Source organism: Streptomyces iranensis (assembly GCF_017874715.1).
In the GTDB taxonomy this organism is placed as follows: Bacteria; Actinomycetota; Actinomycetes; order Streptomycetales; family Streptomycetaceae; genus Streptomyces; species Streptomyces iranensis.
The window spans coordinates 23,303-34,863 of record NZ_JAGGLR010000015.1; the positions used below are offsets into that span (position 1 = coordinate 23,303).

9 protein-coding genes are annotated in these 11,561 nt (G+C 70.8%); 3 read left to right on the plus strand and 6 right to left on the minus strand.

The window, feature by feature from the left end; translation table 11 throughout:
• Positions 1 to 119: 119 nt before the first annotated feature.
• The 4 genes from J2Z30_RS26525 to J2Z30_RS26540 all read right to left on the minus strand — a co-directional run bounded on the left by J2Z30_RS26525 (position 120) and on the right by J2Z30_RS26540 (position 5,618).
• Positions 120 to 1,229 (minus strand): prephenate dehydrogenase, encoded by a 1,110-nt coding sequence (locus tag J2Z30_RS26525; protein WP_044573523.1) that lies wholly within the window; start codon positions 1,227 to 1,229, stop codon positions 120 to 122.
• Positions 1,226 to 3,712 carry an aminotransferase class I/II-fold pyridoxal phosphate-dependent enzyme gene (locus tag J2Z30_RS26530; protein WP_044573526.1) on the minus strand — a complete coding sequence of 829 codons (2,487 nt, stop codon included), beginning with the start codon at positions 3,710 to 3,712 and terminating at the stop codon, positions 1,226 to 1,228. The genes J2Z30_RS26525 and J2Z30_RS26530 overlap by 4 nt, the downstream gene beginning before the upstream one ends.
• Positions 3,709 to 4,740: a 4-hydroxyphenylpyruvate dioxygenase gene (gene hppD, locus J2Z30_RS26535; protein ID WP_209468856.1), complete on the minus strand. Its 1,032-nt coding sequence runs from the start codon at positions 4,738 to 4,740 to the stop codon at positions 3,709 to 3,711. Before hppD ends, J2Z30_RS26530 begins: the two co-directional genes overlap by 4 nt.
• Before the next feature lie 266 nt (positions 4,741 to 5,006).
• Positions 5,007 to 5,618, minus strand: coding sequence for a hypothetical protein (locus tag J2Z30_RS26540; RefSeq protein ID WP_078956810.1), 612 nt, complete (start codon positions 5,616 to 5,618; stop codon positions 5,007 to 5,009).
• Positions 5,619 to 5,943: 325 nt separating this feature from the next.
• Here J2Z30_RS26540 and J2Z30_RS26545 point away from each other — a divergent pair, with 325 nt between their 5' ends.
• The 3 genes from J2Z30_RS26545 to J2Z30_RS26555 are packed head-to-tail and all read left to right on the plus strand — an operon-like array spanning position 5,944 to position 8,981.
• Positions 5,944 to 7,170 carry a cytochrome P450 family protein gene (locus tag J2Z30_RS26545; RefSeq protein ID WP_044581771.1) on the plus strand — a complete coding sequence of 409 codons (1,227 nt, stop codon included), beginning with the start codon at positions 5,944 to 5,946 and terminating at the stop codon, positions 7,168 to 7,170.
• Positions 7,171 to 7,215: 45 nt separating this feature from the next.
• Positions 7,216 to 8,190 (plus strand): ATP-binding cassette domain-containing protein, encoded by a 975-nt coding sequence (locus J2Z30_RS26550; RefSeq protein WP_078956811.1) that lies wholly within the window; start codon positions 7,216 to 7,218, stop codon positions 8,188 to 8,190.
• Positions 8,187 to 8,981, plus strand: coding sequence for an ABC transporter permease (locus J2Z30_RS26555; protein ID WP_044573534.1), 795 nt, complete (start codon positions 8,187 to 8,189; stop codon positions 8,979 to 8,981). Before J2Z30_RS26550 ends, J2Z30_RS26555 begins: the two co-directional genes overlap by 4 nt.
• 90 nt (positions 8,982 to 9,071) lie before the next feature.
• Here the strand turns inward: J2Z30_RS26555 and J2Z30_RS26560 are convergent, their stop codons facing one another.
• Together J2Z30_RS26560 and J2Z30_RS26565 are read right to left on the minus strand one after the other, a co-directional pair.
• A complete protein-coding gene (locus J2Z30_RS26560; protein ID WP_044573537.1) occupies positions 9,072 to 10,145 on the minus strand; it encodes a MupA/Atu3671 family FMN-dependent luciferase-like monooxygenase in 1,074 nt (357 codons plus the stop codon).
• 79 nt (positions 10,146 to 10,224) lie between these two features.
• Positions 10,225 to 11,442: a cytochrome P450 family protein gene (locus tag J2Z30_RS26565; RefSeq protein WP_052701496.1), complete on the minus strand. Its 1,218-nt coding sequence runs from the start codon at positions 11,440 to 11,442 to the stop codon at positions 10,225 to 10,227.
• Positions 11,443 to 11,561 lie beyond the last annotated feature (119 nt).

The window sequence follows — 11,561 nt, forward strand, 5'->3', positions numbered from 1 at the left end:
GGGCGAACCCCGGCCGACGCGGTACGGGACATCCGGTGGGCCCGCCCGCGACACGTTCTGCGGGGCATCCGGTGGGCACATCAGCGGACCGGCTCCCGGGCGGAGCCGGTCCGGATTCCTCAGGCGTCGCCGACCAGCAGCGGCTTCTCCCGCATGGTCCAGCCGTTGGCGTCCAGCACCCGCCGTACGCCCGCGACGGAGGTCGACTCCACGAGCAGTTCGACCAGGCCGCGCGGCTGGTCGAGGGAGTGCTCGATGCGCACGTCCTCGATGTTGACGCCGGCCTCGCCGACGGTGGAGAACAGCCGGGCCAGCGCCCCGGGCTGGTCCGGGACGGCCACCGGGATCGCCACGTACTCGGCGGGCCGTGAACGCTGTTTGTGCGGTACGCGGGCGTGGCCCCGGTTGCCGCGCCGCAGCAACTCCTGGAGATCGGCGGCGGCCTGCCGGCGCCCCTCGGACTCCGTGCCGGGCAGCGCCCGCAGGGCGGCGATCAGTTGCTCCAGATCCTTGGCGTAGTCGTCGAGGACGTCGGCCACCGCGTCGGCGTTCGCGGTCAGGATGTCGCTCCACAGGGCGGGTTCGCCCGCCGCGATGCGGGTGACGTCCCGCAGCCCCTGTCCCGACACCCGGATGTGCTCGGTCTCGGCGTGCTCCAGCCGGGCCGCCATCATCGAGGCGACCAGATGCGGTGCGTGCGAGGTCAGGGCGACGGCGCGGTCATGGGCGTCGGTGTCCATCAGGACGGGGACGCCACCGCACAGCGAGACCAGCTCCAGCCCCCGGTTGAGCGCCGAGCGATCGGTGAGGGGCGAGGGGGTCAGCACCCAGGGGCGCCCCTCGAAGAGGTCGGCGCGGGCCGCGAGCGGACCGGAGCGCTCGGCGCCGGCCAGCGGATGTCCGCCGATGTAGCGGGACGGATCGCCACCGGCCGCGCGGACCTCCTCGTGCGGCCGCACCTTGACGCTGGCCACATCGGTGTAGGTGTGCGCCAGCCCGTCCCGCTGACAGCGGGCGAGCACGGTGCCGATGCTCGCGGGCGGCACCGCGAGGACGGCGAGGTCCACCTGCCCGTCGGGCATCTCCAGCGAGCCCGCCCCCAGGGCCTCGGCGGTCCTGGCGGCCGTGGTGTCGGCGTCGTCCAGGTACACCAGGACGCCCCAGCGGCTCAGAGCGAGGGCGATGGACGTCCCGATCAGCCCGGTTCCGACGACGACGGCGGTTCTCATGTGTCACGTCCCGATGTGGGTCCGGTGGCGCCGGGGCGCTCGATCTCCGCCTGAAGGAAGGCGGCGAGCCGTGCGATGCCGTCCTCGATCTCCGCGGGGCTCAGATAGCTGAAGGAGAGCCGGATCGACCGTTCCCCGCCGGGACCCGGGTAGAAGTAGGCCATCGGCGTCCAGATGACGCCGTGGTCCTCGGCCGAGCGCAGCAGCGCGGCGTTGTCGGCGGGGAACGGAACCCGGACGGTGAGGAAGAAGCCGCCGCTGGGCCGGTTCCAGCCGATGCCGAGCCGGTCGCGGACGTCTTCGGGGAAGTGGCGGTCCAGCTGCTCGAGGGTGACGCGGAGCGCCTCGCCGTAGTGCTTGGCCGGCACCGCGTTGCGTTCGGTGAGCCGGCCGCCGCAGGCCAGCAGGGCACCGGCGACGGCCGCCTGGCTCAGCGCCGGGGTGTTCACCGTCACCATGCTCTTGATCTTGGCGAGTTCGTCGGCGAGCAGGCTCTCGGCCCCCGACGGATCCCGCACGGGCTGGTCCGCGACGACGAATCCGACGCGGGCGCTGGGGAAGACCGACTTCGAGTACGACCCGAGGTGGATCACCCGCCGTGCGTGGTCCATCGACTTCAGGGTGGGCAGCTGGACGCCGGGGCTGACCAGCCGGTACGGGCTGTCCTCGAGGATGAGCAGATCGTGCCGGGCCGCCAGCTCCAGCAACTCCTCGCGGGCGCGCCGGGACATGGTGTTGCCCGACGGGTTCGAATGGTCCGGCACCACGTAGAAGGCGCGCGGGCGGCGGCCCCTGGCCCGCTCGGCGAGGACGGCGGCCTCCACATCGGCCACGTCAAGACCGTCGGCCCGCTCCTCGACGGGGTGCACGGGCACCCCCAGCAGACTGGCGGCTCCGGTGATGCCCACGTAGCAGGGGCTGGCGACCAGCAGGACGTCCCCGGGGTCCGCGAAGAGCGCGCGCAGGGCCAGCAGCATCCCCTCCTGGGCGCCCACGGTCACCACGATCGCGCCCGGCGGGGCGTCGATGCCCTCGTCGGCGCGGAGCGAGTCGGAGATCAGTCCGCGGATCTGGCCGGCGGTCGGGCCGTACTGGTACAGCGCGGTGCGGATGGCCTCGTCCGAGGCACCGCCCGCGGCCAAGTGGTCGAGATAGCGGCGGATGTGATCGAGGATCTCGTCCTTGTCGAAGAACTCCTCGTACGGCCTTCCGGGGGCGAAGGAGACCACGTCCGGGAAGCGGCCGGTGATCTCGTTCAGGAAGTTCATGGTGTCCAGCACCGGGTCGGACACGCTGCGGTGCAGGTCCCGCTTGTGCAGTTCGGCTGTCGGCTCCGGCGGGCGCGGCCGGTCGTGCCGCGGTGTTCCGCCGGACGGGCGGTGCCGCGCCGGGGAGGTGCCCTCCGGCCCGGTCAGCAGCGAGGCGTCGGCGACGGTGGCGGTGCCGGTCAGCGTCATGGCCTCCGACAGCTCGTCCAGGACCAGGTCCAGGACGCCCGCCACGCCGACCCCGCCCGCCACGGCCAGTCCGTGCAGCACCGGGCGGCCCAGCAGCACGGCGTCCGCCCCCAGGGCGAGGGCGCCGAGGACGTCCCGGCCGCGGCGGACGCCGCCGTCCAGGATCAGGGCGCAGCGGCCGTCCACGGCGGCGGCGATCGGGGCGAGCACGTCCAGGGTGGCCGGTGCCCCGTCCAGCTGCCGTCCGCCGTGGTTGGAGACCACGATGCCGTCCACGCCGGCGGCGATCGCGCGCCGGGCGTCCTCGGCGGTCATGACGCCCTTGACCAGTACGGGCAGCCGGCTGACCGAGCGCAGCCAGTCGATGACCGACCAGTCGAGCGCGGGGTCGAGGCCGGTGCGGCCGTGCTCGGACGGGGATGAGTAATCGGCGTCGTCCGCAGGCAGGTTGGCGGGTGTGATGTGCGGCGGCAGCCGGAAGTCGTTGCGCAGGTCGCGCAGTCGGCGGCCGAGCCGCGGGGTGTCGACGGTCAGGACCAGCGCCTCGATCCCCGCGGCCTCCGCGTGTTCGATGAGCCGCCGGGTCGTGGCGCGGTCGCGGAAGCAGTAGACCTGGAGCCACAGGGGCGAGGTGGCGGCCGCGGCGATCTCTGCGAAGGTCCGCCCGGCGAAGGTGCTCACCACGAGCGGGAGGCCGGCCGCGCCCGCGGCCCGCGCGGTGGCCGTCTCGCCGTCGGAGTGCATCAGAGTGTGGTAGGCCATGGGCGCCACGGCCACCGGCGCCGCCCACCGCCGTCCCAGGATCGTGGTGGACGGGTCGCACTCACCCGCCCCGGTCAGGACCCGGGGGCTGAGCCGGGTGCGGTCGAACGCCGCTCGGTTGGCGGCGAGCGTCCGCTCCTCCCCGGCCCCGCCCTCGATGAAGTCCCAGACCGCCGGGGTCAGTCGGGTGCGCGCCCGCTCGGCGTACTCATCGAGGGACAGCGGCGGCCGGGAGGCGCCGGAGGGGGTCGTGCGGCCGGTCACGAGTTGGCCGCCCGAGCGCGCTCGACGGCCTCGTACAGCGCGCGGATGTTGGAGCTTCCGAAGCCCTGGGCCCCGTGGCGCTGGATGAGCTCGAAGAACAGCGTGCGCCGCTCGTAGGGCGAGCGGGTGAAGAGCTGCAGCAGATAGCCCCACTCGTCGCGGTCGGCGAGCACATTGGTCTTGCGCAGGTCGGTGATGGTCTCGTCGAGGTTGTCGATCCGCTCGGCGAGGGCGTCGTAGTAGGTGCCGGGGGTCTGCAGGAACTCGATGCCCCGGGTCTCGAACTCGACAACGGCCGGAATGATCTCGTCCACCAGGAACGCCAGGTGCTGCACCCCCGGGCCGCCGTTCCGCTCCAGGAATTCGTCGATCTGGCCCGGCTTCTTGGTGCTGTCGGGCTCGATGATGGTGAAGGTGATCCCGGACGAGGGGCTGCGCACCACGATGGAGTCCATCGCCTGCTCGCCGACGGCGACGTATTCGCTGGAATACTGCTCGAAGCCGAATCCGTCGATGTAGTACCGGACCGTGTCGTGCAGGGTGCCGGCCTCGAGACAGACCGCGATGTGGTCGAGCAGCCGCAGTTCGGTCGCGGTGCCGGCCCGGTCGGCGCTCTTCGGCGAGGTGACCCAGTCCCGGCCCGGGGGCAGCCCGTGCGGCCGGTCCGCGGAGCGCTCGAGGAGGGTGTGGCGGACGGCGCCGAAGCCGGAGACCGCGGGGCCGGCCGGGTTGCCGGAGGTCAGATCGCGGGCGCCGGCGGCCAGGGCGCCCTCGTGGGCCGCGAGGGGGTCCTCGCAGGCGAAGGCGATGTCGGCGATGCCGTCACCGTGTTCGGCCAGGAAGTCGGCCGTGCCCGGTCCCGAGGTGATGACGAGCTGGATTTCCTGTCGGCGGAGCAGGGTCGATTCCAGCGCGCCGGTCCGGCACCGGGCCTCTTCCTGAAATCCCATACCGGACACGAAATAGTCCGTGGTTTTCCGCTGATCGCTGGTGTAGATCTCGATGTACTCGACGTCATGCGCGGTCACGATGCTCCCCATCCGACGATTGCCTCGCCACACATGTGTGTGTGCAACTCGTGGAATCGCACGGTACCGGGACGGGGAAGCGGTGCCATGGGCCGCCAAGAATTCTTCTATAGACGGAAAGAGACGGGTCCGGCATTTTCGCGGAAGGCGGTCGAGTGCGTAGCGCCAAGAAGGTCTGCCGACCGCGTCAATCGCCTCTTTTCGGGCGGTCGGCGTTGATCGTGAAGACGGTCGGCGGGCCCTGGCAATGGCTTATTCGATTCTCTTCATTTGAACGCTTTGCGGCGCACCGCGTAAGCGTAGGTGACGGCGGCCAGCAGCGGCCCCCAGGCGAGCAGCGGCAGATAGGCGGTGACGAACACCCAGGCCCGCCAGCCGAGTTCGCCGACGTCATGGACGAGCGATCCGCGCCAGCCGCCGCCCCCGAACTGGCGGCCGTCCAGCGCGCGCCCCTGCAGCGAGAGGACCAGGGTCATGGTCCAGGTGAAGGTGAGGACCACCGCTCCGAGCGCGGCGGGAACGATCGCGGACAGCGGCCGTACGGGTTTCCCGGCGATGAAGGGAACCCAGCGCGGCCACACCTCGCCCCAGGTGGAGACCAGCCCCACGGCGAGGAAGGCCAGCCCCTCGGCGATGATGGACAGGATGACGACGTAGATCTCCAGCGGCAGCCAGCCCGGCAACTGTCCCCGGCCGATGTCCACGTTCTTGGTGAGCGGAACACCGAAGGTCACCTGGGCGATGCGCCACAGCCCCGAGGGCAGCACGGCCAACGGGATCAGAAAGGCCGCGCGCCGGGCCCAGAGGGGCACCCCTTCGGCGGGGGTGCCGTGCAGCTTTCGATAGCCACGGGAAACGGCGGTAAGGATTCCGGACACGGGGCCCTCCAGGAGACACCGGGAAACGTGCGTCCGTTGCTGGATCGCTGCCAGGAGAATGGCATACGGCATCCCGCACGCGACTCCTCCCACGGAGGCAAACCCACACGCCGTCGGGTGGAGCCCCCCTTCGCTCCCTCCTCCGTCCGGATGACCGTGAGGGAGGGGATGAACGGCTTTCGAACACGCTCCGTGGGAGCTCGATAGAAATCCTCGAAGTGCGCCGGGGAAGGGCGGAAAAGCCTGCTATCAACGGGTCGGAGACGTCGTTCACCCACCCTGCGTCCGCGACATGCGGCGCGGGCCGACCGAGAGGACCGGACACATGGCCGAGGAGACCAGCCGGACACCGGAGGTGCTGGGTGAGGACTTCATCCGCGACCCGTACCCGGTGTACGCCCGGCTCCGCGAGCGGACCCCGGTGGCGCGGGTCGTGCTCGGCGGGGCACCGATGTGGCTGGTGCTCCGCCATGAGGCGGCGCGCGCCGCGCTGACCGATCCGAAACTGCACAAGGACCCCGAGCGCTGTGCCCGGCTGGCCGCCAAGCACGCGGGCATCGACCCCGTCGAGCAGCCCGCCGCGAAGTCGTCCGGGCAGCGGATGCTGGTGGAGCACATGCTGGGCATGGACCCGCCCCACCACACCCGGCTGCGCAAGCTGGTGGCCAAGGCGTTCACCGCACGGCAGATCCAGGCGCTCCGGCCCCGTATCGAGCACACGGTCGGCGCCCTGCTCGACGACATGGCCGGGCAGGGCGAGGTGGATCTGCTGAAGGTGTTCGCCTTCCCGCTGCCGCTCACCGTGATCTCCGAGATGATCGGCGTCCCCGAGGCCGACCAGGCCGCCTTCGGAGCGTGGTCCAACGCGCTGACCGTGGCCGTCCAGCCGCAGGAGATGCACCGCATCGCCGACCGGATGGCGGAGTACCTCACCGGGCTTATCGCCGCCAAGCGGGCGGCCCCGGCCGACGACCTGATCAGCGGGCTGATCCAGGCGCGGGACAACGAGGACCGGCTCAGCGAGAACGAGCTGGTGTCGATGGTCTTCCAGCTCCTGGTGGCCGGATACGAGACCACCGCGCATCTGATCGGCAACGGGATGCTCGCCCTGCTGCGCCACCCGGACCAGCTCGCCGCCCTGCGCGCGGACCGGTCGCTGCTGCGGGGCGCGGTCGAGGAGTTCTGCCGCTACGACAACTCGCTGCACCTGAACACGCTCTCGGTGACCTCGGAACCGGTGGAGATCGCCGGTGTCCGCGTCCCGGCCGACGAGTTCGTCATCGTCTCGCTCGGCTCGGCCAATCACGACCCCGAACGCTTCGAGGACCCCGAGCGGTTCGACATCCGCCGGGAGACCGGTGGGCATCTGGCGTTCGGCCACGGCATCCACCACTGCATGGGCGCGCCCCTCGCCCGGCTGCAGGCCGAGATCGCGGTCGGCGCGCTGCTCGACCGTTTCCCGCGGATCGAACTGGCCGTGGCGCCGGAGGAGTTGCGCCGCGAGGTGAACCTGACCCGGGGGCTGGAGTCACTGCCGGTCCGGCTCGGCTGAGCGAGGCGGACCGGACCGGCGTACCGGCCGATGATGAGGAGTCTGATGGATATCGCAATCTCCGCGGCGGGTCTGCGGAAGCGCTACGGCGACAACGAGGTGCTGGGCGGCATCGACCTGTCCGTCGAGGCGGGCACGGTCTACGGGCTCCTGGGCCCCAACGGCGCCGGCAAGACGACCACCGTGCGGACGCTGTCGACGCTGATCAAGCCCGATGAGGGCACCGCGACGGTGGCGGGCTACGACGTGCTGAGCCAGGCGCACGAGGTGCGCCGCAGTATCGGGCTGACGGGTCAGTACGCCGCGCTGGACGGTGAGTTGACCGGCCGCGAGAACCTGGTGCTGATGGGAACGCTGCTGCACATGGGCCGCAAGCGGGCCCGTGCCCGCGCGGATGAGGTGCTGGAGATGTTCGACCTCACCGATGCCGCCGACCGGGTCGTCAAGACCTACTCGGGCGGTATGCGCCGCAGGCTGGACCTGGGCGCCAGTCTGACCGGGAGCCCGCCGGTGATCTTCCTGGACGAGCCGTCCACGGGTCTGGACCCGGTCAGCCGGAACGCGCTGTGGGACATGGTGCGCAAGCAGGTCGCCGAGGGGGTCACCGTGCTGCTGACCACCCAGTACCTGGAGGAGGCCGACCAGCTCGCCGACCGTATCGCGCTGATCGACAAGGGGCTGGTGGCGGCGGAGGGCACGCCCGACGAGCTGAAGCGGAAGGTCGGCGGCGAGCGGCTGGAGATCACCGTACGGACCACCGAGATGGTGGAGGCCGCCCGGGTCGCGCTGGCCCGGATCTCCGCGCGGGGCTCCGCCCCGCCGGTCGTCGACGACAGCGGGATGCGGGTGTCGATCGCGCTGGAGAGCGGTATCGCCGGTGTCTCCGCGGCGGCGTCGGAGCTCCAGGAGGCCTCGGTGGAGGTGGTCGACTTCCTTGTGCGGCGCCCCTCGCTGGACGACGTGTTCCTGGAGCTGACCGGAGCCGGACCCGAGGCCGAATTGGAGGCGACGAGCCGATGACCACCTATGTCCTGAGCGACGCGCTCGCCCTGGCGGGCCGCCACATACGGCACCTGAAGCGGGCACCGCAGCGGATCCTCAGCATCACCCTGATGCCGATCATGTTCGTGTTCCTCTTCGGCTACCTCTTCGGCAGTTCGATGAACGTGCCGGAGGGCGACTACCACGAGTACATCATGGCGGGCATCTTCACCCAGATGATGCTGGCCGGCGTCATCAACACCGGGGTGGGGGTGGCCGAGGACCTCTCCAACGGCCTGGTGGACCGGTTCCGTTCGCTGCCGATGGGCAAGGGCTCGGTACTGCTCGGCCGGACCCTCTCCGATGTGTTGCTCAACGCCATCTCCTGTGTCGCGATGCTCTCCGTCGGCCTGCTGATCGGCTGGCGCATCCACGGCGGGCCGCTCAAGGCCCTCGCGGGCTTCGGGCTGTTGCTGCTGCTCGGTTACGCCACGGCGTGGCTCGGCTCGCTCATCGGGCTGCTGCTGCGCGATCCCCAGGCGGTCAACTCGGTGGCCATGGTGATCACCATGCCGCTCACCTTCCTGTCGGCGACCTTCTACCCGGCCCAGAACCTGCCGGGCTGGGTGCGTCCGGTGGCCGAGTGGAACCCGGTGACCACCCTGACCACCGGGATGCGTGAGCTGTGGGGCAACCCGACGGGGAACGGCGCCGATCCGGCGTTCCCGCTGCGGCATCCGGTGGCGGCCTCGCTGATCATGGTGGTGGCCCTGCTGATCGTCGTGATCCCGCTGGCCAACCGGGCCTACGAGCGGGCCGCCGCGCGCTGAGCCGCGGCCGTGGGACGCACGGGCCCACGCCGAAGCCCGGACGACCGAGAGTGGTCGTCCGGGCTTCGGCGTGGGCCGGGCGCCGCCGGGTCAGCTCCCCAGATGCGCACGCCAGGTGTCATGGAGGCGGGCCAGATGCTCGAAGCCGCCGATCACCGCGTCGGTCGGCACACCGAAGTCCACCAGACAGGCGACCTCGTCCACCCCCGCGTCCTTCAGCTGCTTGAGCATCGCCATGCAGTCGTCGACGGTGCCGAACATCCCGCTGGTCTCGAAGTACCGGTCGAATGCCTGGGCCACGAGGAACTGACGGTCCTCCGGGCCCATGCTCCGCAGCTCCCGGGACATGTCCGCGCCCTGGGCCCCCGCCGCCTCGGCCGCCTTGATCAGCAGGTCGAAGGAGCTGGCCAGATAGCGGGAGAACGGCTCGCGCACGGTCTCCCGCACGGCGTCGCGGTCGGTGCCCACGAAGGTGTGCACCATCACGGCCACATGACCCTGCCCGGCCGAGGCGGGCTGGTGCTCCCGGTGCGCCCGGCGGTACTCCTCGATGCGCTGGGCGAGGACCTCGACCTCCTGGCCGAGCAGATGGGTGAGCATCCCCATCCCGTGCTCACCGGCCAGTGTGAACGTCGCCGGGGTGCCGCCGCTGGTCAGCCACATCGGCAGCTCGGGCTGGACGGGGGGCGGGAACATGGTCAACTCCACCGTCTCGCCCGCCCCGTCGGTCAGGGACACGCTCTCCCGCCGCCAGAGCCGGCGGATGGTCTCGACCGTCTCCATCAGCCCGGACTTGCGGGTCTCGTAGTTCTCCGGGCGGAGCGCGAAGTCCGCGGCGTGCCAGCCCGAGGCGAGTGCCACCCCGGCCCGGCCGCCCGAGAGGTTGTCGACGACCGACCACTCCTCGGCGATCCGCATCGGGTGGTGCAGCGGCGCCACGACGCTTCCGGCGCGCACCGCGACGCGCTGGGTGACCGCCGCCACCGCGGCGCCCGTCACCGAGGGGTTGGGGTAGAGCCCGCCGAACGGATGGAAGTGGCGCTCGGGGGTCCACACCGCGGTGAAGCCGTTGTCGTCGGCGAACCGGGCGCCGTCCAGCAGCAGCCGGTAGCGGTCGCGCTCCTCGGTGTCGTTGTTGGCGAAGTAGAACAGGCTGAAATCCATGGGTCCTCCGGAAAGCGAAAGAAAAGCGCCCGGGGCGCGCTGACGGCGGGTCCCGGGCGGTGTCGCTGCTGTGCGCCGTTCAGAGACGCACCGGCAGGTCGATCATCGGGCGGACCATGAGTCCGGGCCGATAGCGCACCTCCGAGGGGTGCACGGCCAGCTTGATACCGGGAAAGCGTTCATAGACCCGTCGAATAGCCAGCTCGGTCAGCGCCTTGGACATATGGGAGCCCAGGCAGTAGTGGATTCCGTGGCCGAAGCTCACATGCGCGGGCTTGGGACGGGTGATGTCCAGCTCCGACGGACCGTCGGGGAAGGCGTGCGGATCGTGGTTCGCCCCGGCCAGCGAAATGATGACGATCTCGTCCTCGGGGATTTTCACCCCGCACAGTTCGACCGGCTCCAGCGTGACCCGCTGCAGGGAGTTGATCAGCGGGCTGGTGAACCGCAGCAGCTCCTCGACCGCGTTCGGCAGCAGACTCCAGTCGGCCCGGATCTTGTCGGCCTCGCCGGTATGGGTGAGCAGCGCCGCGAAGGAGCCGTTGAGCAGACTGGTCGTGGTGTCGTTGCCGCCGGTCATCAGGGCGAACGCGGTGGACAGCGCCTCCGCGGCGGTCAGCCGCTTGTCCTCGTCGGCGTGGACCAGCGCGGAGATCAGATCGTCCTGCGGGGTCCGCTGCTTGGTGGCGATCAGCGCCTTGAGGTAGTCCGACAGCTGCCGGGTGTGCTCGGCGATGATGCCCGTCGGATCGCTGGCGTCCACCCGGCGCAGGGTGTTCGTCCACACCAGGAACCGCGGCCAGTCGGCGTCGGGCACGCCCATCAGCTGCGCGATGGTGATGATCGGAAGCGGTTCGTTGAGCCCGGAGACCAGGTCCCGGTTGTCCGTCCGCACCATTTCGTCGAGCAGATCGTCGACCACCTTCTCCCAGCCGTCGCGCAGCCCTCTGACCCGCTTGGGGGTGAAGGCGAAGGTGAGCGACTTGCGCAGCGGGGTGTGGCGCGGCGGATCGGAGTTGGCCAGGTGGTTGCTGATCTCGTCGGCGGGCTTGATCTCCTGGCCGAGCTGCTTGCCGAGCGCCGCGTAGAGCTTGCCGATGTCCCGGCCGAGCCGGGGGTCGGAGAGCGCGTCGCGGACGTCGTCGTAGCGGCTCACCACCCAGGCCCGCACCCCGTCCGGGGTCTCCACCCGGCACACCGGCTGTTCCTCGCGCAGCTGGGCGAGGAAGGGATAGGGATTCTGTGTGTACTCGTCGCTGAACATCCAGTAGCGGGACAGCGTGCCGGTGTTCGTCACCAGTACTCCCTGAAGTCGCGGTGCGGGTAGCGGCCCGCGGGCGCTTGACGGCGCGCGGCCGAACCGATGACAACACGGCCGGACCGGACCGGTCAGCGGCAGTGCGAATTCTTCGAAGT

Coding starts and splice junctions, on each gene's coding strand:
- J2Z30_RS26525 (WP_044573523.1), bottom strand. CDS start 1,229: ATGAGAACCGCCGTCGTCGTCGGAACCGGGCTGATCGGGACGTCCATC.
- J2Z30_RS26545 (WP_044581771.1), top strand. CDS start 5,944: ATGGCCGAGGAGACCAGCCGGACACCGGAGGTGCTGGGTGAGGACTTC.
- J2Z30_RS26550 (WP_078956811.1), top strand. CDS start 7,216: ATGGATATCGCAATCTCCGCGGCGGGTCTGCGGAAGCGCTACGGCGAC.
- J2Z30_RS26555 (WP_044573534.1), top strand. CDS start 8,187: ATGACCACCTATGTCCTGAGCGACGCGCTCGCCCTGGCGGGCCGCCAC.
- J2Z30_RS26560 (WP_044573537.1), bottom strand. CDS start 10,145: ATGGATTTCAGCCTGTTCTACTTCGCCAACAACGACACCGAGGAGCGC.